25 protein-coding genes, 1 tRNA gene and 1 pseudogene are annotated in these 25,846 nt (G+C 68.5%); 12 read left to right on the forward strand and 15 right to left on the reverse strand.

Going from position 1 to position 25,846, the window contains the following annotated elements; genetic code table 11:
- Positions 1–35: 35 nt before the first annotated feature.
- Positions 36–548 carry a DUF3145 domain-containing protein gene (locus ACN27E_RS01960; RefSeq protein WP_422746353.1) on the forward strand — a complete coding sequence of 171 codons (513 nt, stop codon included), beginning with the start codon at positions 36–38 and terminating at the stop codon, positions 546–548.
- 10 nt (positions 549–558) lie between these two features.
- Here the strand turns inward: ACN27E_RS01960 and ACN27E_RS01965 are convergent, their stop codons facing one another.
- Together ACN27E_RS01965 and ACN27E_RS01970 are read right to left on the reverse strand one after the other, a co-directional pair.
- A complete protein-coding gene (locus ACN27E_RS01965) occupies positions 559–1,479 on the reverse strand; it encodes a diacylglycerol kinase (protein ID WP_422746354.1) in 921 nt (306 codons plus the stop codon).
- Positions 1,476–3,044 (reverse strand): FAD-binding oxidoreductase, encoded by a 1,569-nt coding sequence (locus tag ACN27E_RS01970; RefSeq protein ID WP_422750179.1) that lies wholly within the window; start codon positions 3,042–3,044, stop codon positions 1,476–1,478. Before ACN27E_RS01970 ends, ACN27E_RS01965 begins: the two co-directional genes overlap by 4 nt.
- 29 nt (positions 3,045–3,073) lie before the next feature.
- Between ACN27E_RS01970 and ACN27E_RS01975 the strand changes: the two genes are divergently transcribed.
- From ACN27E_RS01975 to ACN27E_RS01985, 3 genes and pseudogenes are all read left to right on the forward strand, one after another.
- On the forward strand, positions 3,074–3,655 hold the full coding sequence (locus ACN27E_RS01975; protein WP_422746355.1) for a TetR/AcrR family transcriptional regulator: 582 nt from the start codon (positions 3,074–3,076) through the stop codon (positions 3,653–3,655).
- Entirely contained in the window at positions 3,652–5,169 is a 1,518-nt protein-coding gene (locus ACN27E_RS01980) for a glycerol-3-phosphate dehydrogenase/oxidase (RefSeq protein WP_422746356.1), read from the forward strand. Before ACN27E_RS01975 ends, ACN27E_RS01980 begins: the two co-directional genes overlap by 4 nt.
- 29 nt (positions 5,170–5,198) lie before the next feature.
- Positions 5,199–6,539 (forward strand): annotated as a pseudogene (locus ACN27E_RS01985) (amino acid permease); the annotation flags it as partial.
- Here ACN27E_RS01985 and ACN27E_RS01990 read toward each other — a convergent pair.
- The 8 genes from ACN27E_RS01990 to aceE form a co-directional block, all read right to left on the reverse strand.
- Positions 6,529–7,383 carry an EamA family transporter gene (locus tag ACN27E_RS01990; RefSeq protein WP_422750180.1) on the reverse strand — a complete coding sequence of 285 codons (855 nt, stop codon included), beginning with the start codon at positions 7,381–7,383 and terminating at the stop codon, positions 6,529–6,531. The pseudogene ACN27E_RS01985 and the gene ACN27E_RS01990 sit on opposite strands and share 11 nt — an antisense overlap.
- Before the next feature lie 42 nt (positions 7,384–7,425).
- Positions 7,426–8,850: an acyl-CoA carboxylase subunit beta gene (locus tag ACN27E_RS01995; RefSeq protein ID WP_422750182.1), complete on the reverse strand. Its 1,425-nt coding sequence runs from the start codon at positions 8,848–8,850 to the stop codon at positions 7,426–7,428.
- 19 nt (positions 8,851–8,869) lie between these two features.
- Positions 8,870–10,132: a 3-oxoacyl-ACP synthase KasB gene (kasB, locus tag ACN27E_RS02000; protein ID WP_422746357.1), complete on the reverse strand. Its 1,263-nt coding sequence runs from the start codon at positions 10,130–10,132 to the stop codon at positions 8,870–8,872.
- A 40-nt stretch (positions 10,133–10,172) separates the two neighbouring features.
- The gene (kasA, locus tag ACN27E_RS02005; protein ID WP_422746358.1) at positions 10,173–11,423 is read right to left on the reverse strand and encodes a 3-oxoacyl-ACP synthase KasA; all 1,251 of its coding nucleotides are present in this window, start codon (positions 11,421–11,423) and stop codon (positions 10,173–10,175) included.
- Positions 11,420–11,713, reverse strand: coding sequence for a meromycolate extension acyl carrier protein AcpM (gene acpM / locus ACN27E_RS02010; protein WP_207359407.1), 294 nt, complete (start codon positions 11,711–11,713; stop codon positions 11,420–11,422). Before acpM ends, kasA begins: the two co-directional genes overlap by 4 nt.
- Positions 11,714–11,793: 80 nt before the next feature.
- A complete protein-coding gene (locus ACN27E_RS02015) occupies positions 11,794–12,705 on the reverse strand; it encodes an ACP S-malonyltransferase (protein WP_422750184.1) in 912 nt (303 codons plus the stop codon).
- Positions 12,706–12,862: 157 nt separating this feature from the next.
- Positions 12,863–14,140 carry a PucR family transcriptional regulator gene (locus ACN27E_RS02020; RefSeq protein ID WP_422746359.1) on the reverse strand — a complete coding sequence of 426 codons (1,278 nt, stop codon included), beginning with the start codon at positions 14,138–14,140 and terminating at the stop codon, positions 12,863–12,865.
- Positions 14,141–14,211: 71 nt separating this feature from the next.
- On the reverse strand, positions 14,212–17,001 hold the full coding sequence (aceE, locus tag ACN27E_RS02025; protein WP_422746360.1) for a pyruvate dehydrogenase (acetyl-transferring), homodimeric type: 2,790 nt from the start codon (positions 16,999–17,001) through the stop codon (positions 14,212–14,214).
- Positions 17,002–17,153: 152 nt separating this feature from the next.
- Between aceE and ACN27E_RS02030 the strand changes: the two genes are divergently transcribed.
- The 4 genes from ACN27E_RS02030 to ACN27E_RS02045 all read left to right on the forward strand — a co-directional run bounded on the left by ACN27E_RS02030 (position 17,154) and on the right by ACN27E_RS02045 (position 18,818).
- A complete protein-coding gene (locus ACN27E_RS02030) occupies positions 17,154–17,726 on the forward strand; it encodes a hypothetical protein (protein WP_422750186.1) in 573 nt (190 codons plus the stop codon).
- A gap of 85 nt (positions 17,727–17,811) precedes the next feature.
- Positions 17,812–18,237 carry a DUF3052 domain-containing protein gene (locus tag ACN27E_RS02035; protein WP_422746361.1) on the forward strand — a complete coding sequence of 142 codons (426 nt, stop codon included), beginning with the start codon at positions 17,812–17,814 and terminating at the stop codon, positions 18,235–18,237.
- Complete coding sequence (locus ACN27E_RS02040; RefSeq protein WP_422746362.1) at positions 18,237–18,701, forward strand: peroxiredoxin; 465 nt, start codon at positions 18,237–18,239, stop codon at positions 18,699–18,701. Before ACN27E_RS02035 ends, ACN27E_RS02040 begins: the two co-directional genes overlap by 1 nt.
- A gap of 45 nt (positions 18,702–18,746) precedes the next feature.
- Positions 18,747–18,818: transfer RNA gene (locus ACN27E_RS02045), tRNA-Val, on the forward strand.
- A 17-nt stretch (positions 18,819–18,835) separates the two neighbouring features.
- On the opposite strand, the gene ACN27E_RS02050 is transcribed toward ACN27E_RS02045, so the two are convergent.
- A complete protein-coding gene (locus ACN27E_RS02050; protein ID WP_422746363.1) occupies positions 18,836–19,348 on the reverse strand; it encodes a hypothetical protein in 513 nt (170 codons plus the stop codon).
- A 39-nt stretch (positions 19,349–19,387) separates the two neighbouring features.
- Here ACN27E_RS02050 and ACN27E_RS02055 point away from each other — a divergent pair, with 39 nt between their 5' ends.
- Both ACN27E_RS02055 and ACN27E_RS02060 read left to right on the forward strand, forming a co-directional pair.
- Positions 19,388–20,536, forward strand: coding sequence for a SigB/SigF/SigG family RNA polymerase sigma factor (locus ACN27E_RS02055; RefSeq protein WP_422746364.1), 1,149 nt, complete (start codon positions 19,388–19,390; stop codon positions 20,534–20,536).
- Between the two features lie 200 nt (positions 20,537–20,736).
- Positions 20,737–21,243, forward strand: coding sequence for a DUF421 domain-containing protein (locus tag ACN27E_RS02060; protein WP_422750188.1), 507 nt, complete (start codon positions 20,737–20,739; stop codon positions 21,241–21,243).
- 69 nt (positions 21,244–21,312) lie between these two features.
- Here the strand turns inward: ACN27E_RS02060 and ACN27E_RS02065 are convergent, their stop codons facing one another.
- Positions 21,313–21,669 (reverse strand): hypothetical protein, encoded by a 357-nt coding sequence (locus tag ACN27E_RS02065; protein ID WP_422746365.1) that lies wholly within the window; start codon positions 21,667–21,669, stop codon positions 21,313–21,315.
- Positions 21,670–21,792: 123 nt separating this feature from the next.
- On the opposite strand from ACN27E_RS02065, the gene ACN27E_RS02070 reads away from it, so the two are divergent.
- Together ACN27E_RS02070 and ACN27E_RS02075 are read left to right on the forward strand one after the other, a co-directional pair.
- Positions 21,793–22,236 carry a lipoprotein LpqH gene (locus tag ACN27E_RS02070; RefSeq protein ID WP_422746366.1) on the forward strand — a complete coding sequence of 148 codons (444 nt, stop codon included), beginning with the start codon at positions 21,793–21,795 and terminating at the stop codon, positions 22,234–22,236.
- Positions 22,236–22,688, forward strand: coding sequence for a lipoprotein LpqH (locus ACN27E_RS02075; RefSeq protein ID WP_422746367.1), 453 nt, complete (start codon positions 22,236–22,238; stop codon positions 22,686–22,688). Before ACN27E_RS02070 ends, ACN27E_RS02075 begins: the two co-directional genes overlap by 1 nt.
- On the opposite strand, the gene ACN27E_RS02080 is transcribed toward ACN27E_RS02075, so the two are convergent.
- The 3 genes from ACN27E_RS02080 to ACN27E_RS02090 all read right to left on the reverse strand — a co-directional run bounded on the left by ACN27E_RS02080 (position 22,632) and on the right by ACN27E_RS02090 (position 25,828).
- Positions 22,632–24,002, reverse strand: coding sequence for a DUF2254 domain-containing protein (locus tag ACN27E_RS02080; protein ID WP_422750189.1), 1,371 nt, complete (start codon positions 24,000–24,002; stop codon positions 22,632–22,634). The genes ACN27E_RS02075 and ACN27E_RS02080 overlap by 57 nt on opposite strands.
- Positions 24,003–24,078: 76 nt before the next feature.
- A complete protein-coding gene (locus tag ACN27E_RS02085) occupies positions 24,079–24,594 on the reverse strand; it encodes a DUF421 domain-containing protein (protein WP_422746368.1) in 516 nt (171 codons plus the stop codon).
- Position 24,595: 1 nt separating this feature from the next.
- Positions 24,596–25,828 carry a cation:proton antiporter gene (locus ACN27E_RS02090; protein WP_422746369.1) on the reverse strand — a complete coding sequence of 411 codons (1,233 nt, stop codon included), beginning with the start codon at positions 25,826–25,828 and terminating at the stop codon, positions 24,596–24,598.
- Positions 25,829–25,846: the final 18 nt, after the last annotated feature.

Here is a 25,846-nt window from a genome sequence, read left to right on the forward strand (position 1 = left end):
GGGAAGACGTCCCTCGTGGAGCCGAAGGAGCAGCTATGCGTGCGTCGAATCAGTTCGCCGAGTCGGCGACGGGCGTGGTGTACGTACACGCCTCACCGGCCGCGGTGTGCCCACATGTCGAGTGGGCGTTGTCGTCGACCCTGTCGGCGCGCGCCAACCTGAAGTGGACCCCGCAGCCGGCGATGCCGGGGCAGCTCCGTGCGGTCACCAACTGGGTGGGCCCGGTGGGCACCGGAGCGCAGTTGGCCAATGCCCTGCGCTCATGGTCGGTGCTGCGTTTCGAGGTAACCGAGGATCCGAGTGCCGGCGTCGACGGGCACCGCTGGTGTCACACACCCCAGCTGGGTCTGTGGAGCGGGGCGATGGGCGCCAACGGCGACACGATGGTCGGCGAGATGCGGCTGCGCGCCCTGATGAACGCCGGCGCCGATGTGCTCGCCGCCGAACTCGACACCGTGCTCGGCACCGCCTGGGACGAAGCGCTGGAGCCCTACCGGGACGGTGGGGCCGGCGCCGAGGTCAGCTGGCTGTCGCGCGGAGTCGGGTAGCCGACGACATTCAGCTGGCGCGTGGGGTAGGCACCAGGATCTGCAACGCACGGGGCACGGCCGACACCGTGACCGGCAGCGGACAGGCGAAGTCGCCGTCGGCGTAGGCATTGATGCCGGGACAATCCACCTCGACGGTCTGCGCGCGCGCCGTACTCACCTCGTCGAGGTGGACATGGGTGCCCTTGAACACCGTCGGGAACAGCCGGATGAGCCGGCGGCGCGACGCCGAATGCACCATCGTGACGTCCAGCAGTCCGTCGCTGTGGTCGGCGTCCGGGCAGATCCGCATACCGCCCCCGTAGCTACGGGTGTTGCCGAACGCCGCCAGGGTGAGGTCGACGCGTTTCTCGTTGCCGCCGTCGAAGCGCAGCCGGAACGGCAGCAGTCGTAACTTCGACAGCTCGGCCACCATCGCGACGTTGTAGCGCATCCGGCCGTGCGGCCACCGCATCCGGTTCGTCCGGTCGCTGACCAGCGAGTCGAAACCGGTGGCCAGCACGGTGCCGAACCACCGGTGCTGACCGGCCGCGTCGACGATGCGGCCGAGATCCACCGACTCCCGATGTCCGTCGACGATGACGTCCGCCGCCGCGGCCGGATCGCCGGTCGGCAGACCGAATTCACGGGCATGGTCGTTACCGGTGCCCGCGGGGACGATACCCAGCGGCACGTCCCCGAGCGCGAGAGATTGCAGCGCCAACGAGATCACCCCGTCCCCACCGACCACCACCAACGCGTCGGTGCCCGCGGCCAGTGCGTCGTCGACCAGACGGCGGGCGTGGTCGGGATCGGAGCCGACGATTGCGGTCACGTCGACGCCGCGCTGCTGGAACCGGGCGATCGCGCGTTCGGCGGCGTGCGGGGCGTTGCCGTGCCCCGACTGCGGATTGGTCAGCACCGTGACCCTTCCGACGGCCCGCGGGTTCATGGGATCAGCTTGCCCGGGTTCAGGATGCCCGCCGGATCGAGGGTGGCCTTGACCGCCCGCAGGATCTCGACGCCCAGGTCCCCGACCTCGGCGCGCATCCACGGCCGGTGGTCCGCGCCGACCGCATGGTGATGGGTGATGGTGCCGCCGGTACGCACGATCGCCTCGCAGGCCGCGGCTTTGGCCGCCCGCCACTGCTCGATCGGGTTACCGCGCTGGGCGGCGACGACGGTGAAGTACAGCGACGCCCCGGTCGGATAGATGTGGCTGATGTGGCACATGACCAGCGCAGGCGCGAGCGCGGCGGTCAGCGCCTCGGTGACCGCGGTCTTGAGCGTCGGCAGATTCGACCAGGTGGTGGCCGTCTCGAGGGTCTCGCACAGGGCGCCGGCCGAGAGCAACGAATCCCGCAGGTAGGGCGCGTTGAACCGGCCGTGCTCCCACGCCTTCGCCGGTTGCTCACCGAGTGAGGTGCCGCCATAGGCCTCGAGCAGGGCTCGCGTCTCGGCATGCCGGCTGGCGGTGTGCTCGGCGCTGCCTTCGAAGGTCGTGACGGCCAGGCAGCCGCCGGTGATCTGCTGCTCGCCGATGTTCTCGGTGGTCGCCAGATTCACCCCCGTCTCCGCCTCGTCGGACAGCCGGATCACCGTGGGTCCGGTCCCGGTCTGGGTCACCGCACGCAGTGCGGCAGCACCGGTCGCGAAATCCGGGAACGACCACGCCTCGTAGCGGGTGGTCGCCGGCACCGGATGCACCCGCACCCGCACCCGGGTGATCACGCCGAACACGCCTTCCGATCCGACCAACAGCTGGCGCAGATCGGGGCCCGCCGCCGAGGCCGGGGCGCGGCCGACGTCGAGCACACCGGCGGGTGTCACCGCGCGCAATCCGCGCACCATATCGTCGAAGCGGCCGTAGCCCGCCGAGTCCTGGCCCGACGACCGGGTCGCTGCGAAGCCGCCGATGGTCGCAAAGCAGAAGCTCTGCGGAAAATGCCCGAGTGAGAAACCCCGCTCTGCGAGCAGGCGTTCGGCCTCCGGCCCGGTGACCCCGGCGCCGAGCTCGGCTTCGCCGGACTCCTCGTCGAGCCAGTGCAGCGCGTCGAGCCGGCGCAGGTCCAGCGATACGACGGCGCCGAACTCGCCGCGGATCGGGTCGAGGCCGCCCACCACGCTGGTCCCACCGCCGAACGGCACCACCGCGATGCGCCGGGTGCTGCAATGCGCCAGCACCGCCGCGATCTGGTCCTCGTCGGCGGGCAGCAGCACCGCGTCCGGGACATCCTGCACGCCTGGATCGCGGCGGCGCAGCAGGTCGAGCGTGGACTTGCCGCCGGCGTGGAGCAGGCGGCCGAGATCGTCGCTCCGGCAGAACTGGTCGCCGACGATGGCGGCGAACCGCTCGCGATCGTCGGCGGCCAGCTCCGACGGACGGACGGTGACGTCCTCGAGGGCCAGGGGCGGTGTCGTCCCCTCACCGACACCGAGCGCCTGGTCGAGCAGGGAGCGGATCCCCGCCGAGAGTTCTTTCGCAGCGGCCGGGTCACCCCAGGCGTCCCACTTCATCGGAGGCAGCATGCGTTACAGTATTACACATGACGTCAATCCGTAAAGAATTGCCGCGAACCGTGGAGGAACGCATCCTCGACGCTGCGGCCCACTGCGTGCAGACCTACGGTGTGCACCGGGTGACGCTGGCCGAGATCGCCCGCCGCGCCGGGGTCAGCCGGCCCACGGTCTACCGCCGCTGGCCCGACACCGAAGCCATCCTCGCCGCGCTGCTGAGTATGCGAATCGCCGCCGTGCTCGATTCGGTGCCCAGCCGCGGGGTCGCACGGGAAGCCCTCGTGGAGCGGATCGTCCGGGTGGGCGATCGGCTGCGCACCGACGAGGTCGTGATGTCGGTGTTCCACAGCACGCCGGAGTTCGCGATGGTCTACATCGCCGAGCGTCTGGGCACCAGCCAGCAGATCCTCATCGACGCACTGGCCGGTGACCTCAAACTCGGCCAGGACGACGGCAGTGTCCGTGCCGGCGAGCCGCGTCAGCTGGCGGCCATGTGTCTGCTGATCACCCAGTCGACGATCCAATCGGCGCAGATGGTGGCCCCGCTGATCGACGCGCCCACGCTGTCGGTCGAACTCGCCCGGGCCCTGAACGGATACCTGAAGCCGTGAACACTTCCCTCAACGCGTCGCGGCGCACCGCGGAACTGTCCGCCCTCGCCGACGGCGCCACCGTGGACGTGCTCGTCATCGGCGGCGGCATCACCGGCGCGGGCATCGCGCTCGACGCCGCGAGCCGCGGTCTGTCGGTGGCGCTGGTCGAGAAGCACGACCTCGCCTTCGGCACCAGCAGATGGAGTTCGAAACTGGTCCACGGGGGCCTGCGCTATCTGGCCACCGGCAACGTAGGCATCGCGCGGCGCAGTGCGGTCGAACGCGGAATCCTGATGACGCGCACCGCTCCGCACCTGGTCACGGCCATGCCTCAGCTCGTTCCGCTGCTGCCCGAGATGGCTCGTCCCGCCCGCGCCCTGGTGCGGACCGGGTTCCTGGCCGGCGACGTGCTGCGCCGGCTGGCCGGGACCGCGCCCTCGGTCCTGCCGCGTTCCCGGCGCGTCGACGCGGCGCGGGCGACCGCGTTGGTGCCGGCGGTGCGCCGTACCGGTCTGGCCGGCGGCCTGCTGGCCTACGACGGGCAGCTGATCGACGACGCCCGCCTGGTCACCGCCGTCGCCCGCACCGCCGCAGCGCACGGCGCCCGCATCCTGACCCGGGTCACCGCGTCCGGCGCCACCGCGACCTCGGCCCGGTTGACGGACCGGCGCACCGGCGAATCCTTCGACGTGTCGGCCCGTGCGGTGATCAACGCCGCCGGTGTCTGGGCCGGCGACGTGGACACGTCGCTGAGACTGCGACCCTCACGCGGGACGCATCTGGTGTTCGACGCCGCGGCGTTCGGCAATCCGACTGCGGCGCTGACCATCCCGATCCCCGGGGCGCTCAATCGGTTCGTGTTCGCGATGCCCGAACAGCTCGGCCGCGTGTATCTCGGATTGACCGACGAGGACGCCCCGGGACCGGTCCCGGATGTCCCCGAGCCGACAGCGGGGGAGATCGCGTTCCTGCTCGACACCGTCAACACCGCGCTGGCCACCGGCCTGACCCGCGGTGACGTCATCGGTGCCTACGCCGGCCTGCGTCCACTGATCGACACCGGCGGCGGCGACACCGCCGACATCTCCCGCGAACATGCCGTGACGGAATCGGCATCCGGGGTGCTCAGCATCATCGGCGGCAAGCTGACCGAATACCGCTACATGGCCCAAGACGTGCTGGATCGCGCGATCGCGGTGCGCGGCCTGAGCGCCGGTGCGTGCCGCACCCGCGATCTGCCACTGGTCGGGGCGCCGGGCCTGCCCGCCACGGGGGATCTGCCCCGGTCGCTGGTGGCCCGGTTCGGCGCCGAGGCGCCCGACGTACTGGCCCGCGCCACCTGCCCGCGTCCGGCGGATCCGGTCGCCGACGGGATCGACGTGACCCGGGCGGAGTTCGAGTACGCCGTGACCCATGAAGGAGCGCTGAGCGCCGAGGACATCGTCGATCGCCGGACCCGCATCGGCCTGGTGGACGCCGACCGCAGGCGGGTATTGACGGTGGCGCAGGAGTTCGCCGCCGCCGCGGAGTGACTCAGCTCACAAGTGGGTAACCCGTCCGGATGACCGAGACACCTGGGTTGAAAAAGGCGCTCAGCCAGCGCCAATTGCGGATGATCGCGATCGGCGGCGTGATCGGCGCCGGCCTGTTCGTCGGGTCCGGGGTGGTCATCTCCGACACCGGACCCGGCGTCTTCCTCACCTACGCCATGAGCGGTGTCCTCATCATCATGGTGATGCGGATGCTCGCCGAGATGGCGGTGGCCAATCCCTCGACGGGGTCCTTCGCCGACTACTCCCGCCACGCGCTCGGCGATTGGGCGGGATTCTCCGTCGGCTGGCTGTACTGGTACTTCTGGGTGATCGTCGTCGGGTTCGAGGCGATCGCCGGCGCGCGGATCGTGCAGTACTGGCTCGACGTACCGCTGTGGTTGACCGCGCTGGTGTTCATGGTGCTGATGACCGCGACCAACCTGTTCTCGGTGAAGTCCTACGGAGAGTTCGAATTCTGGTTCGCCGGTATCAAGGTCGCCGCGATCATCGTGTTCATCGTCGTCGGCGCCTGCTTCGTCCTGGGGCTCTGGCCCGGGCGGTCTGCCGATGTCTCCAACCTGTGGAGCAACGGCGGGTTCATGCCGTTCGGATTCGGCGCGATCACCGTCGGCATCGTGACGGTGATCTTCTCGATGGTCGGACCGGAGATCGCCACCATCGCGGCCGCCGAGTCGTCGGATCCGGAACGCGCGGTGACCAAGGCCGCCAACTCGGTGATCGTGCGCATCCTGGTGTTCTACGTCGGCGCGGTGCTGCTGCTGGTGACGATCCTGCCCTGGTCCGACGACGGCCTCGAGGAGTCTCCGTTCGTCGCGGCCTTCACCGCGATGGGCATCCCGTACGCCGATCACGTGATGAACGCCGTGGTACTCACGGCGGTCCTGAGCTGCCTGAACTCCGGGATGTACACCGCATCGCGGATGCTGTTCGTACTCGCCGACCGCCGCGAGGCGCCCCGCCTGCTGGTTCGCCTGACCCCACGCGGCGTACCGGCCAACGCGATCCTGGCCTCGTCGGTGGTGGGCTTCCTCTGTGTCATCGCCGCGGCGTTCGCCGAGGACACCATCTTCGCCTTCCTGCTGAACTCCAGCGGCGCGATCATCCTGTTCGTCTATCTGCTGATCGCCGTTTCGCAGATCGTGTTGCGTCGCCGCACACCGGATTCCGAGCTGAAGGTCAAGATGTGGCTCTTCCCGGTGCTGTCGATCCTGACGGCGGTCGGGATCGTGGCGATTCTGCTGCAGATGTTCTTCGACGACTCGCTGCGCTCGCAACTGGTTCTGAGCCTGTTGTCCTGGGCGGTCGCGCTGGGCCTCTACGCGGCCAGCCGGTATGTCCTCAGGCGGCGCGACGCGCGGCGCGAGGATGCGGTCTCGAGCGCCGGTGGTCGCTGACCACCAGCGCGACGACCACCAGGGCGATGCCGATCAGCTCCGGGCGGGTCGGGATCTGCCCGAGCATGAGCAGACCGGCCAGCACCGCGGACGCGGGCAGCACGGCGAGCAGCAGTGCGAAGTGCCCGCGCCCGACCAGGCGCAGCACCTGCTGATCGAGCAGATACGGTACGACGCTGGACAGCACGGCCAGCGCCGCCACCATGCCGGCGACCCGGTGCAGCCCGACATGGGGGTCGGCGCGCGACAGCGAGATCGCCAGCGGTGAGGTGAGCACCGCCGCGGCGGTCCAGCCGACCGCCAGCGAATGCAGCGACGCTCGGCGATCGGCGCCCGCGGCATCGCTGACCGCCTTGCCCAGCAGCACGTAACCGGCCCACAGGGCGGCCGCCAGCAGGGCGAACGCGATGCCCAGGGGTTCGGCGGCGAACTGCACGTCGGCGATCAACGCCACCCCGGCGATTGCGGCGGCCAGCGCCGAAAGTCCTCGCGCGGAACGTGATTCGGCGGCCACCACAGCGATCGGCCCGAGAAACTCGATGGCCACCGCGGTGCCGAGCGGCAGCCGGGCCACCGCCTCGTAGAAGCAGACATTCATCAGCGCGGTGACCACCCCGAAGACGGCGGCCAGCGCGAGTGGTCGGCCTCGCCACGCGGGCGCCGGGGGACGGACCAACACCACCAGCACCAGGGCGCTGGCCGCCACCCGCAGCCAGGCCACCCCGGCCGGTGCAATGGCGTCGAACAGCAGGACACCGACCGACGCGCCGACGTACATCGACGTGCCGCTGAGCACCATCAACAGCGGCGCGGCCGCCGCCGACGGGACGCGCAAGAACCCCTACAGCGGGATGTTCTTGTGGCGTCCCCGGCGCGCGGGCGCCTCGGCCAGCGCCTGGGTCAGCCTGCTACGGGTATGGGCCGGGTCGATCTTCTCGTCCACGACGCCGATCTCGATCGCCGAATCCACCCCACCGGCGATGCGCTCGTGTTCCACGGCCAGCTGCTCGTGCAGCGCCTCGCGCTCCTCGGGCGCGGCGGCGGCCAGCTTCTTCTTGTGCAGGATGCCGACCGCGGCCTTGGCGCCCATCACCGCGACCTCGGCGTCCGGCCAGGCGAAGACCTTGGTCGCGCCGAGCGAGCGGGAGTTCATCGCGATGTACGCACCGCCGTAGATCTTGCGGGTGACCAGCGTGACGCGCGGAACGGTGGCCTCACCGAAGGCGTGCAGCAGCTTGGCGCCGCGACGGACCACCCCGCCCCACTCCTGATCCACCCCGGGCAGATAGCCGGGCACGTCGACGATGACCACGATCGGGATGCCGAACGCATCGCACAGGCGCACGAATCGGGCTGCCTTCTCGGCGGATTCGGAGTTCAGGCAGCCGCCGAGGCGCAGCGGATTGTTGGCGAGCACACCGACGCTGCGACCGGCCAGCCGGCCGAGACCGACGACCATCGACGGCGCCCACTTGGCCTGGAATTCCTCGAACGGTGCACCGTCGTCGAGCAGCGCGGTCACCAGCGGATGGACGTCGTACGCGCGGCGGGCCGACTCGGGCAGCAGTGCGGCCAGATCGGAGTCCTGGGCCTCGGCCTTGCTCCGGTCGAAATGCCCTTGCTGGCAGAACAGGCCGACCAGGCGACGGCCGCGCTCATAGGCGTCGTCGGCGTCGTCGGCGACGATGTGGCATACGCCGGACTTCTTGTGGTGGGTCTCCGGACCGCCCAGCGACGCCATGTCCACGTCCTCGCCGGTCACGCTGCGCACCACATCGGGTCCGGTGACGAACACCCGGCCCTCCGGCGCCATGATGACGACGTCGGTCAGCGCCGGGCCGTAGGCGGCGCCGCCGGCGGCGAAGCCGACGACCACCGAGATCTGGGGGATGTAACCGGACGCGCGGATCATGGCCTCGAAGACCAGACCGACTGCGTGCAGGGCTTTGACGCCCTCGGCGAGCCGGGCCCCGCCGGAATGCCAGATCCCGACGATCGGGCTCTGTTCCTCGATGGCGGTGTCGTAGGCGTTGACGATGTGGCTGCAGCCCTCGACGCCCATGGCGCCACCCATGACGGTGCCGTCGGTGCAGAAGGCGATGGTGCGCACGCCGTTGACGGTGCCGGCCGCGGCCAGGACACCGGAGCGGTCCCGCTCGTGCAGCAGTTCGACGCTGTCGTCGTCGAAGAAAGTGCTCAGGCGCAGCAGCGGATCACGCGGGTCGACCGGCTCGCCGGTGTTCTCGGTGGCGGGCCGACTCTGCATGGTCGTCATCTATCTCCTCCTAGTACTTCCCGAAAGCGACCGCTACGTTGTGCCCGCCGAATCCGAACGAATTGTTGATCGCGTACTGGTAGTTGCCCGGACGCGGCGATCCCGCGACCACGTCGAGGTCGATCTCTGGGTCCAGGTTCTTCAGGTTGAGCGTCGGGGGAATGACCCCGTTGCGCAACGCCAGCACGGTGAGGATGGACTCGACCGCTCCGACGGCTCCCACCGAGTGCCCGAGGGCACCCTTGGGGGCGTAGACCGCCGGCCGGTGTCCGCCCATCGCGTTGTTGATGGCTTTGCTCTCGGCCACGTCGCCGACGCTGGTGCCGGTGGCATGCGCGTTGACGTGGTCGATGTCCGACGGCTGCAGACCCGCCAGCTGGATGGCCCGGGTCATCGCCCAGCCCGCCTGCTCGCCGTTGGGGTCGGGCGCCACGATGTGGTAGCCGTCGGAGGTGATGCTCGCGCCCATGATGCGGGCCAGGATGTCGGCGCCGCGGGCCTTGGCGTGCTCCTCGGTCTCGATCACCATCAGCGCGCCGGCCTCGCCGAACACGAACCCGTTGCGGTCCCGGTCGAACGGCCGGCAGGCCCCCGCCGGGTCGTCGTTGGTGGTGGACAGCACGATCCGCATCTGCGCGAATCCCGCGATCGGCACCGCCTCGATCCTGGTCTCCACGCCACCGCAGATCGCGACGTCGGCTTCGCCCAGGACGATGTTGCGCCACGCCTGGGCGATGCCCTCGGAACCGGAGGCGCAGGCCGACACCGGGGTGACCACCCCGGCGCGGGCCTTGCGCTCCAGTCCGACCGCCGCCGCAGCGGCGTTGGGCATGTACATCTGCACGGCCAGCGGTGACACGGCCTCGAGGCCTTCGCGCCGCATGCCGTCGTAGGCGTAGAGGAGTTCTTCCGTCGAACCCATGCCGGTGCCGATGGACACCATCAGCCGACGGGGATCGACGTTCGGCGATCCGGCCCGCTCCCACACCCGCCGGCTGAGCACGGTGGACATCTTCTGCAGGTACGACAACTTGCTCAGTTCGGGCGGAGTCGCGTCACCATCGAAGTTCTCCAGCAGATGCCCACCGATGCGCACCGGCAGGTCGTACTGCTCGACGAACGGGTCCTCGAGCTTGCGGATACCGCTGGCCCCGTCCAGAAGACGTTGCCAGGTGGTCTCCGCGTCGGTGGCCAGGGCCGTCGTCATGGCGATGCCGGTGACGACGACGTTGGGGAAGCCGTTCCCCGTCGACAGACCCTTTGACCGTGCCATTACCACTACTCCAGTGAGATGTTCTACGCCCGGCGGTTACTCAGTACCGACCGAACGCCAGGGCCACATTGTGGCCACCGAATCCGAACGAGTTGTTGATGGCGTACTGGTAGTCGCCGTACCGTGGCTCGCCTGCAACGACATCGAGATCGATCTCCGGATCGGGGGTCTCGTAGTTGAGCGTCGGCGGGATGACGCCGTCCCGCAGGGCGAGCACGGTGAGGATCGACTCCAGCGAGCCGACCGCACCGATGGAGTGGCCCAGCGCCGACTTCGGCGCATACACCGCGGCGTGCTCCACCCCGGCGACCCGGATGGCGTTGGCCTCGGCCGTGTCACCGATGGGCGTGGCGGTGGCGTGTGCGTTGACGTGGTTGATGTCCTTGGCGGACAGCCCCGCGGTCTCCAACGCCCGCTTCATCGCCGCGCCGGCGCGCAATCCGTCCGCAGCGGGAGCCACCATGTGGAAGGCATCGGAGGTGATGCCCGCACCCATCAACCGGGCCAGCGGCTTGGCGCCACGAGCCTTGGCGTGCTCCTCGGTCTCGATGATCATCATCGCGCCGGCCTCACCGAAGACGAAACCGTCCCGGTTCTTGTCGAACGGTCGCGAGGCGCCCTCGGGATCCTCGTTGCGGGTCGACATGGCGCGCATCATCGAGAACGCCGCGATGGGCAGCGCCTCGATGCCACCTTCCACGCCACCGACGACGGCGAAGTCGGCGTCACCCATGACGATTTGACGCCACCCGTGCGCGATCGCCTCCGACCCGGACGAGCACGCCGACACCGGGGTGATGACCCCGGCGCGGGCGCCCAGTTCCAGGCCGGCGACGGCGGCCGCACCGTTGGGCATGATCATCTGAACGGCGAGCGGGGACACCTTGCGGGGCCCGCCCTCGTTCATCGCGTCATAGGTCTCGACGATCTTCTCGCCGCCACCCAGACCGGTGCCGATGATCACGGCGAACCGGTCCGGGTCGACCTCGGGCTTTCCGGCGTTCTCCCACAGGCGACCCGCGAGCAGCTTCGACATGCGCTGCACGTAGGACATGCGGCGCATGTCGATCCGGGTCATGTGGTCGTCGACGTTGTCGACCAGGTGGCCACCGATCCGTACGGGCAGGTCCCACTTGGTGACGAACTCGTCCTCGAGAACGCGGATGCCGCTTTCGCCGGCCAGCAGGCCCTTCCACGTGCTCTCGACGTCCGCGGCGAGCGACGTGGTGGCCTCGACGGCAGTCACGACTACGCTGGGGAACCCTCCGTTAGCCGTGGAAGGCCTGGTCACTGGGTGAACTTCTCGCGCAGCGCAGCGGCAGCCTCGGGGTTCTCTTCCTCGAGCTTCTGGATGTAGGCGACGACGTCACCGACGGTGCGCAGACCGGCCAGGTCCTCGTCGGGGATCTTCACGCCGTACTTGTCCTCGGTCTGCACGGCGATCTCGACCATCGACAGCGAGTCGATGTCCAGGTCGTCGACGAACGACTTCTCGGGGGTGACCTCCGAGGGCTCGATACCGGTGACCTCTTCGATGATCTCGGCGAGACCGGCGATGATTTCTTCCTGACTGGCGGCCACAGGGGCTCCTTCTATTCGTTGGTGTTACTTGATGGACGTTCGGTTGTCCGCCCCGGACAGCGATGGCCGGGACATGGCGGTCAGAGCTCGGCGAGCCCGTCCAGGTCGGCGGGGGCTTTCACCGCATGTGTCGGTGTGCCCCGCAGTTCACGTTTGGCGATCCCGACCAGCGTGCCGGCGGGGGGGAATTCGACGATCGCGGCGGGCTGGCGCTCCCGGATCGTGGCGGTGCACAGATCCCAGCGCACGGGCCGGGTCAGCTGGGCGACGAGTTTGTCCATCGCATCGGCGGGCGAGGTCACCGGCGCGCCGTCGGAGTTCGACAGCAGGGTGACGTTCGGCGCCAGCTGCTCGGCGGTGGCCACCTCCTGCGCGGCGGCCGCGTAGCCGTCCAGCGCCGAGGCCATGTAGTGGGTGTGGAACGCGCCCGCGGTGGCGAGCACCCGCACCCGGGCCTTGGCCGGCGGATCCTCGGCCAGCTTGTCCAGCGCGGAGACCGCTCCGGCGGCCACGATCTGCCCTGCGGCGTTGCGGTTGGCCGGCACCAGGTCGAGCGCCTCCAACCGGGCCAGCACCTCGGCTTCGTCGCCGCCCAGTACGGCGGCCATACCGGTGGGCTCGAGCGCGCAGGCCTTGGCCATCTCGGCGCCGCGGGTGGCGGCCAGCTTGACCGCGTCGTCGGCGGAGATGATGCCGGCGATGGCGTAGGCGGCGATCTCCCCGACGGAGTGGCCCGCGACGATGGTCTCGGTGCCGAACAGGTCGCGCCGGACCGACTCCTCGTGGGTCAGCAGCGTCGCGGCCACGACCAGCGGCTGCGTCACCGCGGTGTCGGTGATCTCCTCCGCCGTCGCGGTGGTGCCGAGACGGGCCAGATCGAGTCCGCTGATCTGCGACCAGGTGGTGAGGCGTTCGCGCGCACCCGGGAGTTCCAGCCACGGCTCGAGCATTCCGGGGGTCTGCGACCCCTGTCCGGGAGCGAGCAGCGCAATGGGTCCGTTTGGCACATCTTTAAGAGAACACTGTGAAGACGGTTTCGCGCCGTGTAAGAGATTATGAACCTCGTCTTAGGATTTTGTAGAGGTCCCACAAAACGGCATGTGATGCGACTCCATCGAGACCGGTCCGCTATCTGTCAACCAGGTCGGGTCAGGGTCGGATCAAGGCCGCACTGGCCGGCCGCACCGCCGGGACCTGCACCGACACCCCGTTCGGCGGGCTCGCCTGCTGTGCCTGCCGGCCGAGCCGCCCGACGGTCGCCGCCACCCGCAGGACGTAGGCGTCGCGCGGCACGGTGGGGTCGCGTCCGGTGAAGTCAGCGATGCGTTTGAGCCGGTAGCGCACGGTATTTGGATGAACGAACAATTGACGCGCGCATGCCTCGATGGCGCCGCCCAAATCCAGGTAGGCATCCAGGGTCTCGGTCAGGGCCGGTCCGGCGTCGCCGAGGGGCCGCATCACCTCGGTTTCCAGTGCTGCGATCGCCGTGGCGTCCCCGAGCAGGGCGCGCTCGGGCAGTAGTTCCCGGGCCGCGACCGGCCGCGGTGCACCGCTCCAGCCGGCGACCGCGTTCATCCCGGAGATCGCCTCGGTCGCGCTGCGGTGGGCCGCCGACAGCGTGGGTGCGGTGGGGCCGACGACGACCGGGCCCTCGGCGAACACCTGCGTCAGATCCCGCAGGAAGCGGTCGGTGGGCGACAGCGGTCCGGAGACGATGGCCACCAGCCAGGTGCCGTGCACGTCGGAGAGCACGGCCCGGTCATGGCGGCCGACCACCTCCCGGACGTCGTCGCTGGCGACCTCCTTGCGGTCGGCCTGGGGGAGTCCGACGATCACCGTGGCCGGCGCGGTCGCGTCCCAGTTCAGCGTCGCGGCCTGGGACTGCAGCTCGGGTCCGATGTCGCCGCGGACCACGGCGTCGACGACGTTGGCCTCCATCCGGACGTCCCATGCGCCGCGCGCTTCGGCCGCGTCGGCATATCCGGACGCTGCGGCGAAGGCCAGATTGCGGCTGTACCGCAGGATCCCGACTGTCAGCGCGGTGCGCTGGGCCTGATTGCGGGCGAGCTGGGGCACCACATCCTCGAAGTGCTCCATGGTCACCCGCACCATGTCGACCGTCTGGCGCAGAGCGATGCGGCGGGTCAACTCCTGCGGCACCAACGCGAACGCCTCGGCGGTGTATCCGACGTCCCCGCGCGGATCGCGCATCCACTCCGCGAAGTTCACCAGCGCGGTCTGTACGACGAGCTGGACGCTGGCCCGCTGCGATGCCTCCAATTCGGCGAAGAACGGCAGCCGGTCGCCCATCACGTGAACGGCCTCGGTCGCCAGTCGGCCGGAGTACTGCTTGACCCTGCGCAGCAGCGACTCCGGCACCGAATCCAGCAGCTCCAGCGACGGCGGATCCTGCCCGTTGTCGGTCATCCCTAAAATCTACGCCGACCTTCTGGTGGGAACCTCCAACTCAGGCGAATGCCCTCAGCTGAATGTCGTCGCTACGCGACTCCGGGATCCGACGTCTGTTCCGGTGCCGCCAGCACATCGTCGATCTCGTAGCGCTTGGCCGCCTCGACGGCGACCGACGCATCGATGTTGCCGTCCCGGGCCAGCCCTTCGAGGACGGCCACGGCGATGGATTCGCCGTCGGTGTTGAAGTACCGGCGCGCCGCGGGCCGGGTGTCGGAGAAACCGAACCCGTCGGTGCCCAGCGTGATGTAGGTACCCGGCACCCACGGCCGGATCTGCTCGGGCACCGCCCGCATCCAGTCCGACACCGCCACCACCGGCCCGGCCGCATCGGCCAGCGCCTTCGTCACGTACGGCGTGGGCGCCTCCTGGTCGGGATGGCGCAGTCGTTGCTTCTCCACCTCGACCCCGTCGCGGTTGAGCTCGTTCCAGCTGGTCACCGACCAGACGTCGGCCGCGACATCCCAGTCTTCGGCCAGTAGCTCGGCCGCCCGCAGCGCCGAGGGCATCGCCACCCCGGACACCAGGATCTGCGCGGTGTTCGCCTTCTTGTCCGACACGGTCTGGTAGCGGTACATGCCGCGCAGCAGACCCTCGACGTCGAGGTCTTCCGGCTCGGCGGGCTGCGTGTACGGCTCGTTGTAGATCGTCAGATAGAAGTAGACGTTCTCCGGGTTCTCGCCGTACATCCGGTGCAGACCGCTTTCGATGATGTGCGCGATCTCGTAGGCGAACGCCGGGTCGTAAGCCACCACCGCGGGGTTGGTGGACGCCAGCAGCAGCGAATGCCCGTCGGCATGCTGCAGACCCTCACCGACCAGCGTCGTGCGCCCGGCGGTCGCGCCGAGCACGAAGCCGCGGGCCATCTGGTCGGCCGCGGCCCAGAAACTGTCGCCGGTGCGCTGAAAGCCGAACATCGAATAGAAGATGTAGATCGGGATCATCGGCTCGTTCTGCGTCGAGTACGACGTGCCCGCGGCGATGAACGTGCCCATCGAGCCCGCCTCGTTGATGCCCTCGTGCAGGATCTGCCCGGCTTCGCTCTCCTTGTACGCCAGCATCAGCTCGGCATCGACGGAGGTGTAGAGCTGCCCGTTGCGGTTGTAGATCTTCAGATTCGGGAACCACGAATCCATCCCGAAGGTGCGGGCCTCGTCGGGGATGATCGGGACGATCCGGTGACCGATCTGCTTGTCGCGCAGGATCTCCTTGAAGGTGCGCACGGTCGCCATCGTGGTGGCGACCTCCTGCTTACCCGATCCCTTCTTCAGCGCCTTGAACGCGTCGCTGCTCGGCAGCGGCAACACCTTGCTCTTGGTGCGACGCTCGGGCACGAAGCCGCCCAGTGCGCGCCGGCGGTCGAGCAGATACCGGATCTCCGGTGCTTCCGGACCGGGATGGTAGTACGGCGGCAGATAGGGGTTCTCCTCGATCTGCGTGTCGCTGATCGGGATGCGCTGGGCGTCGCGGAAGTCTTTGAGGTCCTGGAGCGCAAGCTTTTTCATCTGGTGGGTCGCATTGCGTCCCTCGAAGTGCTTACCCAGGGTGTAACCCTTGATGGTCTTGGCCAGGATGACCGTCGGCTGACCCTTGTGCTCCATCGCGGCGCGGTAGGCGGCGTAGACCTTGCGGTAGTCGTGGCCGCCGCGTTTGAGGTTCCAGATGTCGGCGTCGGACAGGTTCTCCACCAGTTGCTTGGTCCGCGGGTCGCGGCCGAAGAAGTGGTCGCGCACGTATCCGCCGTCGTTGGCCTTGTAGGTCTGGTAGTCCCCGTCGGGCGTGGTGTTCATCAGGTTGACCAGCGCTCCGTCGCGGTCGGCATGCAGCAGGGCGTCCCACTCGCGGCCCCACACCACCTTGATGACGTTCCAGCCGGCGCCGCGGAAGAACGACTCCAACTCCTGGATGATCTTGCCGTTGCCGCGGACCGGGCCGTCGAGGCGCTGCAGGTTGCAGTTGATGACGAAGGTCAGGTTGTCCAGTGCCTCCAGAGCGGCGACGTGCGCCAGGCCCCGGCTCTCGGGCTCGTCCATTTCGCCGTCACCGAGAAAGGCCCACACGTGCTGATCGGAGGTGTCCTTGAGGCCCCGGTCATGCAGATAGTGGTTGAACCGGGCCTGGTAGATGGCGTTCATCGGGCCCAGACCCATGGAGACCGTCGGGAACTCCCAGAAATCCGGCATCAACCGCGGGTGCGGATAGGAGGGCAGGCCGCCGCCGGGGTGACTGTGCTCCTGGCGGAACCCGTCGAGTTGATCGGCGGTCAGCCGGCCCTCGAGGTAGGCGCGGGCGTAGATACCCGGCGACGCGTGACCCTGGATGAAGACCTGATCGCCGCCGCCGGGGTGGGACTTGCCGCGGAAGAAGTGGTTGAAGCCCACTTCGTAGAGCGCTGCCGAGGATGCGTAGGTGGAGATGTGTCCGCCGACGCCGACCCCCGGGCGCTGTGCACGGTGCACCATGATCGCCGCGTTCCAGCGGATCCAGGCGCGGTAGCGGCGCTCGACGTCCTCGTCCCCGGGGAACCAGGGCTCCAGCTCGGTGGGGATGGTGTTCACGTAGTCGGTCGACGTCAGGGCCGGAATCGCGACGCGTTGCTCACCGGAGCGTTCCAGCAGCCGTAGCAGTAGATAGCGCGCGCGGGCCGGGCCGGACCGCTCGAGCAACGCGTCGAAGGATTCGAGCCACTCCGAGGTCTCCTCGGGGTCGATGTCGGGCAGATACGATGCGACACCTTCACGGATCACCCGGACACGGTCGTGTTCGGCTGCGGTGGAGGAGTTTTGGGCCAGATCCTGGCGCACGAACTCGGTGGTCAACTTCCGCTCCTTGTCAGGCGGTTGCGGTGCTCCACGATCGGCAGGGCACCTTGATGCGCTTTCCATCCTTCCTTCTTCGTACCCGATGCGCACCGGTGGGGGAATGATCCCGCGATGACGGCATGCAACCGGTAACGTCTGCAGCCGTGCTGATGGGTGGGCGGTGCGCGGGGAGACGACTGCGGTTGGTCGCCGCGGTACTCGGCTGTATCGCCGTCGGCGCCATGATCGTCGTCGGCTGCACCTCGGTGACGCGGGGAACCGCCGAGGTGGATCGGGCGGCCGCGCCGGAGTACCGGGCCTCGGTGTCGGCGTCGGTCGAGGAGTCGATCGCCCAGTCCAGCGCCAGGGAGTCCGAGCGTCAGGCGTCGCTGACCACCGCGGCGATTCACACCTCGTGTGAGGATCTGAGCAGTTCCAGCGTGGACGCGATCAACGCGGTCAACGCGTACGTCGATGCGTTCAACGAGAACGCCGCCGACGTCGGCGCCCGCGCCCGGCCGGCCATCGATGCCCTGAACATCAGCGCGGACCTGGTGAGCAGCGGCAACACCGAGGTGTTGTCCCCGGCCTTGCGCGCCGCGCTCGACGGATGGGTGGGGGCGGCGCGCGACGTTGCGGGGACGATCCAGCGCAATGCCGGCCCCGTCGAATTCAACGAGGCGATCAACCGGCTCAACGATTCCAAAGAGATCGCGCTGGAACTGTGCGACGCGTCATATTGACCGATCCCGGGTAGCCACCGCCCGCATCGACGCGATGCGTGCAACGATAGGGCTTCATTCACGGGCAGGGCAGAAGGAGGACACGGTGGTGGCGGCGGAAGACGCCCCGAACTACGCCCAGCGACTGGGCATCGAAAATGACCAGATTGTTCAGGAGCTGGGCTGGGACGAGGACGTCGATGACGACATCCGAGCCGACATCGAGGACGCGTGCGGCGGTGAGCTCCTCGACGAGGACGCCGACGATGTCGTCGATGTGGTGCTGCTGTGGTGGCGCGACGATGACGGAGACTTGGTCGATCGGTTGATGGACGCCATCACCCCGCTCGCCGACGACGGTGTCATCTGGGTGGTGACCCCGAAGACGGGCCAGCCCGGACACGTCCAGCCCGCGGAGATCGCCGAATCGGCGCCCACGGCGGGACTGATGCAGACGTCGTCGGCCAATCTCGGCGGCTGGATCGCCAGCCGGCTGGTGCAGCCGAAGTCCAAGGCCGCGGGGAAGCACTAGTGCTCGAGGTAGGGGCCGAAGCGCCGGACTTCACGCTCAAAGACCAGAACGGGCAACCGGTCAGCCTGAGCGACTTCCGCGGCGCGAAGACCGTGCTGCTGGTGTTCTTCCCGCTGGCCTTCACCGGCATCTGTCAGGGGGAGCTCGACGAGATCCGCGACCGCCTGCCCGAATACGAGAACGACGACGTCGTCACCCTCGCGGTCTCGGTCGGCCCGCCCCCCACCCACAAGGTGTGGGCCACCCAGAGCGGGTTCACCTTCCCGATCCTGTCGGACTTCTGGCCGCATGGCGCCGTCGCACAGGCCTACGGGGTGTTCTTCGACGACGCCGGCATCGCCAACCGCGGCACCTTCGTCATCGACCGCTCCGGGATCATCCGGTTCGCCGAGATGAAGGGTCCGGGCGAGGCCCGCGATCAGGCGCTGTGGACCGACGCGCTGGCAGCGTTACGCGCCGGCTGACGGATTTCCGGTCGCTGCTCGCGGCCGTGTAGCCTGCCCGGCACGGGGCGTGTAGCTCAGTGGTAGAGCTCTGGTTTTACACACCAGCGGTCGGGGGTTCGAAACCCTCCGCGCCCACTCGTTCACCGGCCGGATCAGGGCACCTGGCTGGGACATGCCTCGACCGGGACGGGCATCGTGATATCCCCCGCACGCTCGAAGCGGAAGGTCACGTCCGTCGTGGTGGCCGGTACCAGTCCGGGTGCCAGGTCTTCGAGTCGCACCGGCGCCACGCGTCCTCCGGAGTCGGCGATCTCCGGATTGGGTTCGCCGTAGGCGACGGTGGATTGCGGCGGTATCTCGACCGGCGCGACGATGCGCGCCGTCTCCGCCGCGGCGGTCGTCACGCCCACGAGTCGCGCGGTCTCGACGGGATCGTTGTTGGTGACGGTGAACCGCATCGCGGCTCCGGCCTCCACCTGGATGGCGCATCGACCGGGCAGGAATGCCGGCACGATGTAGGCGTTCTCCACCGTGACCTCATCGGTGTGCGAGCCCGAGCCGCGGTTGGACGAGTCGAGGACCACGTCCTCGCCACCGCAGGCCGAGGTGAGCGCGGCGAGCGTGACACCTGTGATGGTCATCCGGACGGGCAGGGCGATCGACATCACCACTCCTTGTCATCTCGTTTGTCTTCTCGTTCTCCGGTGGACATCGGTGCCCCTCGGGTTCCCCGGAACAACGGGTTCATACATCGCCTCGTCCGGTGCGCCGCACGCGAACTGATCCGGCCGAGCACCGGCGGCGAAGCCACAGACGTCACAGCAGACTCTGACGACACAAGAAATATTGCGATTTGGCAACGATTGCATCGACGTCAAAAACCGGCGCGAAGCCCGGGTAGGCAGGACATAGAACTGAAAGCGCACGGAGGGGTTTCCGGACTCGCTCTGTCGGCCGAGGAGATCACCGTGACCATTGCGCCCGACCGGATCGACGAACCTTCTCCGACAACGGCTTCACCACCACCACCGAATCGAGACTCCCAGGCGGACTCAGTCGACGTCGCGGAAATCGAGTCGATCCTCGCCGAACTCAGCCGCTGCACGAGTCCGGCGCAGCGTCGACACTGCCGACGCCGCGCGATCACCGCCTGCCTGCCCATCGCCGACCACATCGCCTGTCGGTTCGTCGGACGTGGTCAGCCCCTCGACGATCTCATCCAGGTTGCCCGCGTCGGGCTCATCAAAGCGATCGACCGATACGACGAGCAGAAGGGCCGCTTTCTCGCCTTCGCGGTGCCGACCATCGCCGGCGAGGTGCGAAGGTATTTCCGCGACGCCACGTGGTCCATCCGCGTCCCCCGCAAGGTGCAGGAAACCCACTTGAAGAGCCGAGAGGCGTTCGACGTCCTGGCGCAACGTCTGAACCGGACGCCGACCACCACCGAACTTGCCGAAGAACTCGACATCGACGACGCCGTCGTCGCCGAATCGGCCTCGGCGAGTTCGGCATACAGCCCGGTCTCGCTGGACGCCCCGATGGGCACCGGCGACAGCGCCGCCGAGACCATCGGTTCGCGCTACGGCGTCGACGATCCGCATTACACGTTGACCGAGGATCTGATTGTGTTGCGCGAAGCCATTGCCGAGTTGGATCCGCGCCGACGCGCGATCCTGGGAATGCGATTCTTCGACTGCCTGACCCAGGGTGAGATCGCCAGACGGCTTGGCATCTCACAGGTGCAGGTCTGCCGACTCCTGAACGGAACCCTCACCCGCGTGCGCGACCGCATGAACAGCGACGTGCCGGCGATGCTGTGTTTCCTCGGCCCGGTCACCACCCTGCTGTGGTGACGCGCGCCGCGGTCAACCGGCGACGGCGCGAGTGGGCATCGGCTCAACGCGCATCGTTCATATCGCCTCCTCGGGGTCGGAATCGCCAGGTATGACGGTGGTACCCAGCGCGTAGCGACGTATACGGGCAACCATGTGCGATGCCGACTCCCGGCCGTTTCCCGGTGACCCGACCGGGGTAGGCGGATCCGATGAGCGCAGTGTGGTTCGACAGCGTCGACGACATCGCCAGGGTGCTGCTGGTCGGCACCGCCGCGTACGTCACCGTCGTGGTGGTGCTCCGGGTGTCGGGTAAACGCACGCTGGCCAAGCTGAATGCCTTCGACCTCGTGGTCACCGTCGCGCTGGGTTCAACGCTTGCCACGATTCTGCTGAGCTCCGACGTGTCCTTCGTCGAGGGAGCGACAGCGCTGGTGCTCCTGGCCGTGTTGCAGTACATCGTCGCACTGATTTCATCGCGGGTGCCGTGGGGCCGCGCGGTCATCACGGCGCGACCGACGGCGGTGTTACGCGACGGCCGCATCCTGGATGACGCTGCGCGTCGGCAGCGAATCAGTGTCGACGAGATTCGTCAGGCTGTCCGGGCGAGCGGTTCGGGCAGTCTCGCCGGCATCGCGGCGGTGGTGGTGGAATCGGACGGGTCGCTCAGCGTCATCACCGCCGACGCACTCGGCGACGGTTCGGCGTTGTCGGGCGTCGACCGGTGAGACCCGCCACCGACGGGGCGCCGCTGACGCCGCGGCATCAGGACACCGAGGCGCCAGGACAGCGAAACATCAGGACAGCGCGGCGCTCGACCGGTGCCGGCGTCGAGTGACCAGACCGTATGCAATGGAGCCGGCGACGGCGAGGCCGCCCGCCACGACCAGCGTGAGCGTCCACAGTGCCCGGTCCTCGAGCTCCATGCTGCACAGCTCGGTGTAGTCGGCGTCGACCACCACTTCGCCGCCCACCGGAGCGTTTACCGGGACGCCGTCGTCGTGGGCACGGGCCGCCGACAGGTCAGGATTCACCACGCTGCCGCATTCGACGACCGCCAGGTGGGGGTCGACCGAAACCGGCGACAAGAGGCCGACGATTCCCGTCAGGACGGCGATGGCTCCGACAGCGGCGATCACTTTTCCTATCACCATGGACAGGTCGTACCCCGGCGCCGCGACGTTGATACATGACCTGTGGAAATCGTTGTGCATTCGCACGTATCGGCCGGGCTGCCGAGGGTACCTGTCGTCATGAGCGCGCGGCAGACCCGTCCGATGAGCAAGCGCCCCTGCGGGCGCGGGTCACTGGTGCGGACATTCGGTGTCATCGCCGTGGCCATTCTGGCGATCACCGGCTGCGGCAGGGATTTTCGGGCCTTGGGCACCCACACCGCGCAGGTGTCGATCAACGGCCGCGATATCGGCGAGCAGCCCCGGGTGAGCTGCGACCAGATCCAGTGGGTCTGGCACATCCGGACGGTGCAGGATTCGCCGGGCTTCACCGCGCAGATCCGGACCGGCGACAGCATCGAGCCCAGGGCGGTGCAGATCGAGGGCTTGGGCGGCTTCACCGGTAGCTTCTGGGACGTCACGGTAGGAAGCGCCGAGGCGGCCGTCGACGACGGCACGTTCATCGTGACGGGAGTGGCCGAGGGGTACTACGAGCAGTCGCCGACCGACCGCTCGACCGCCAACTTCGAGATCCGCACGGACTGCTGATGATTCGCCCAGCCCGCGCGATCGCCATGGCACATCCCCGGTGGCGGTTCGCCCTCGCGGCAATGATGGCAACGGGCTTGACCGGATGCGCCGCCAGTGTCGAAACCGCCCCCGACAGCCACGCCACCGTGACGGTCAACGATGTTGCCGTGCACTACGACGCGTTGCGATGTAGCCGGGCGCAGAGCTATCTCACCGTGGGTGTCGATCGGGGTCCGAGCCGGTGGACGACCGTGTTGGACGTCAGCGGTGCCTCTCCCGTCGCGAAGTGGACGAAGATCCGCGACGTGGCAGGTTTCACCGGCGACGTCTGGCAGGGCGGGGTTGGCAGCGCGGAGGTGGTCAGGCGGGCGGACGACTATGTCGTCACCGGTTCTGCCTACGGTGTGTACGAATCACGTCCGGCCGCCCTCGGCGTCAGCGCGCCGTTCCGCATCGAGGCGAAATGCTGACAGCACCTCTCCTCTGAGCGACGCCATCCGGTCGGCGCTGAGCGCGAAGGTCTGGCCCGGGCTGGGCTCGCGCAGCACATCGAGCTGTTCGACGATGGCGCTGCGGTGCTCTTCTGATCTCGCCTGCCAGGCCAGGTCGCGCAGCAGCGACATCAACGCCTCGAGCACTGCGGGATCACCCGCACCGTAGACGCGTGGTTGCCGGCACACCAGCTCGAGCAGGTCCCGAAAGGTGGGGCGGTCGACGACGACCCGAACGCGGCCGTCGTCGTCCACGAGCGTGCACCTGCCCAGTCGCCGGGTGAGCAGGTCGGACAACACGAGAGTGCAGGAGTGCAATCCGTGCACCGCCGTTGTGGGGTCGTTGATCCCGGGGGACAGCGCGCGAATGACCACGTCGACCAATTGGCGCAGGCCGAATTCGGCGTCGTGGGCGCTCGTCCTCTCCCGCCCGGTGCGCAGCGCGTCGGTCACCTGCTGCTGGAGGTGGCGCACCGTCTCATCGTCGAGCGGCGCTCCGCCTTTCGGCCAGCACCGGGCGATCGGGGTGCCTGCGGTTACCGCGCTGCCCACCGGTTTGTCCACCCACACCACGACATCGGCGTCCACCGCCACGTCACGTAGCGTCTGGGCGTCGATCTCGACGAGGAACCCCGAGGACTTCGACTCGATCACCTCGGCGCGACCGGTCGGAACAACGGCGGCGGCGACGGGCTCGTGTGCGTCGTCATCGTCGTTGCGCTCGAATACCCGCGAGGCGGTCGAGACGGTATCGGTACGCACCTGGTCCAGGATCGCTTCGATGCGAATCTGTTTGACCAGGTGGGCCAGGAAAGCCACCAGCATCACCACGCTGAGCACGGTCAGCAGGTAGGCAACCGTCACCGCCAGGCGCGGCACGAAATCGCCGGTCTCGTCATTGCTGCGGATGGTGCGCAAAACGGTCAGCGCGTACATGAAGGTTCCGAGGAACAGTCCCAGGGTGCGATGGACAACGCGGTCAGCGGCGAAGGTTCGCAGCAGTCGAGGGCTGTACTGGCTGCTGGCCAACTGCAGGGTCACCAGGGTGAGCGAGAACGTCAGCGAGGTGACGGTGATCAGCGATGACGCTATCGCGCTGAGCACTTCCCGGGCGGCGTCCGCGCCACCGCCGAATAGGAAGCCTGCCACCGACGTCGGCAGCCACGTGTCGAGCGCCTCATCGACCGAGGGCATCGCAATGCCCAGGACCAGAGCGCTCAGCAGCGCGAGCATCGGGATCGGCCACAGTCGCGAGTGCACCGCGTCGGCGATACCGGCGCGGCTCGGCATCATCACCCATGACCTCCTCGTCGATCGGCGTCCAGTCGAACTGCGGCAGCGGGCTATTCAACCAGTGCGTAGGCAATCATTACGCGCTGGGCGGCTCTGCGTGCCCAGATGGTCGAGATGTGGTGAACACCGAGACCGAACCCTTGGCTTCGTAAAGGGCCAACTCCACCTCCGTTGCGCTGCGAACTCCGTGCTGGCGCAGCACCTCGTCGATGTCGGCACGGGTCAACCCGGCCCGCCGCATATTCGCCTGATCCAGTTCGCCGTCGCGGATCAGCACCCGCACGGGCGGATCGATCACCGCGCGGATGCGGTCGCTGAACCGCAGCCGCGCCACCAGGGCATGCGCGCCGACGAGCGTCGACAGCGCCGCGGCGCCGGTTGCCCACGAGGTGTCGGCCGCAGTGGCGGTACGCCCGACGATGGCGCCGACCGCCACCGCGGTCACCCAGTCGAACGGGGTGAACTCCGCGAGCGTTCGACGCTGGCCGAAGCGGAAGGCCGCGGCGGCGGTGAGGAACAGTGCGAGTGCTTTGACGACGGCATAGACCGGTTGCGGCCAGCCGCCGAGCAGGGCGTGCCAGAGCCCGCTCACGTCATCCGCTCCCGGTCGCTGCAGCGGACGGCTCGGAGCGTCGCTCTGGGGGCGAGGAACCGGCCGGAAGATCGCCCGGCGGGTCGACGCGCAGCACCTTGGCGACCGGGACGTCGGTGGTGGAGTGCAACAGGATCGACAGCGCGATGGTGGCCGCGACCAGATCGAAGACCTCGCCACGATGGTCGATGCCCGACTGCAAAGCCAGCAGCCCGTAGACGACCGAGGCGAAGCCCTTGGGGCCGAACCAGGCCGCCGACAACCGTTCGCGCGCGGGGAGCTTCGTCCACAGCAGGGAAAGCATCAGCGCAGCAGGCCGTACCAGGACGATGGCGATGATCGGCACGAGCCATTGACGCCAGGTGAGGTGACCCAGTCGATCGAGGGTGATCAACGCTCCGAACACCAGCAGGGCCGCGAACTTCGTCAATTCCGAAAGCAGTTCGCCGAACGGCTGATACGCATCGGTGGCCATGCCGTCGAGCGTGGCCAGGGTGGATCCGGCCGCGAACGCCGCCAGATACGGGTTGGCGTGGGTGAGGTGGCAGCCCCCGTAGACGATGACCGCGACCGCGACCGGTCCCAGCGGCTGCAACCGCGGCTCTGCCGTCAGCCACTTCAGCCGCCACGCGAGCGCCACCGCGGCAGCGACCGCACCACCGATCACCAAGCCGCCGATGAGTTCGACGAAGACCTCGGTCAGATGTGAATCGGTGTGCTGCGCCGTCGCGAGGAAGATCAGCACGAAGGGAAGTGCCAGGCCGTCGTTGAGGCCGGATTCGACGTTGAGCAGCCGGCGCAACCGCAACGGGACATCGGATCGGCCGACCAGGGCGGCGGCGAAGACGGGATCGGTGGGCGACAGGATGGCCCCGACCAGAAATGCTGTCGGCCAGTCCAGCCCGGCCAGGAGATGCGCCGGAACGGCGATACCCACCATGGTCAGTGGCATCCCGAGTCCCAGCGCCCGGCCGGAGAGTCGCCAGTTCTCCCGCAGGGCGGGCAGACAGGCCCGTTGCCCGTCGGTGAAGAGCACGGTGAACAGCGCGATGTCGGCCAACAGGGACACGATCGTGTCGGAGGGCCCGATCGACGAGATACCGAGACCGCCGGGGCCGATGGCCGCACCGGCCACCAGGAACAGCAGTGCGGTCGACAGGATGCTGCGGGCGGCCAGGCCGGACAGTGACACGCTGATCAGCAGCACGAGGCCGAATGCGAGGACTAACGCCATGGCGGCGCTCCGATCGAG

This window comes from Mycobacterium sp. WMMD1722, assembly GCF_049315205.1.
Taxonomy (GTDB): Bacteria; Actinomycetota; Actinomycetes; order Mycobacteriales; family Mycobacteriaceae; genus Mycobacterium.

Bases quoted from the DNA above. Each gene is read 5' to 3' on its own strand.
- ACN27E_RS02050 (WP_422746363.1), bottom strand. From the start codon at position 19,348: ATGTCGATCGCCCTGCCCGTCCGGATGACCATCACAGGTGTCACGCTC.
- ACN27E_RS02020 (WP_422746359.1), bottom strand. From the start codon at position 14,140: ATGACCGACAACGGGCAGGATCCGCCGTCGCTGGAGCTGCTGGATTCG.
- ACN27E_RS01970 (WP_422750179.1), bottom strand. From the start codon at position 3,044: ATGAAGTGGGACGCCTGGGGTGACCCGGCCGCTGCGAAAGAACTCTCG.
- ACN27E_RS02030 (WP_422750186.1), top strand. From the start codon at position 17,154: ATGGGTGGGCGGTGCGCGGGGAGACGACTGCGGTTGGTCGCCGCGGTA.
- ACN27E_RS01975 (WP_422746355.1), top strand. From the start codon at position 3,074: ATGACGTCAATCCGTAAAGAATTGCCGCGAACCGTGGAGGAACGCATC.
- ACN27E_RS02075 (WP_422746367.1), top strand. From the start codon at position 22,236: ATGATTCGCCCAGCCCGCGCGATCGCCATGGCACATCCCCGGTGGCGG.
- ACN27E_RS02065 (WP_422746365.1), bottom strand. From the start codon at position 21,669: ATGGTGATAGGAAAAGTGATCGCCGCTGTCGGAGCCATCGCCGTCCTG.
- ACN27E_RS01965 (WP_422746354.1), bottom strand. From the start codon at position 1,479: ATGAACCCGCGGGCCGTCGGAAGGGTCACGGTGCTGACCAATCCGCAG.
- ACN27E_RS01990 (WP_422750180.1), bottom strand. From the start codon at position 7,383: ATGGTGCTCAGCGGCACGTCGATGTACGTCGGCGCGTCGGTCGGTGTC.
- kasB (WP_422746357.1), bottom strand. From the start codon at position 10,132: ATGGCACGGTCAAAGGGTCTGTCGACGGGGAACGGCTTCCCCAACGTC.
- ACN27E_RS02080 (WP_422750189.1), bottom strand. From the start codon at position 24,002: ATGATGCCGAGCCGCGCCGGTATCGCCGACGCGGTGCACTCGCGACTG.
- ACN27E_RS02070 (WP_422746366.1), top strand. From the start codon at position 21,793: ATGAGCAAGCGCCCCTGCGGGCGCGGGTCACTGGTGCGGACATTCGGT.
- ACN27E_RS02090 (WP_422746369.1), bottom strand. From the start codon at position 25,828: ATGGCGTTAGTCCTCGCATTCGGCCTCGTGCTGCTGATCAGCGTGTCA.
- ACN27E_RS01995 (WP_422750182.1), bottom strand. From the start codon at position 8,850: ATGCAGAGTCGGCCCGCCACCGAGAACACCGGCGAGCCGGTCGACCCG.
- ACN27E_RS01960 (WP_422746353.1), top strand. From the start codon at position 36: ATGCGTGCGTCGAATCAGTTCGCCGAGTCGGCGACGGGCGTGGTGTAC.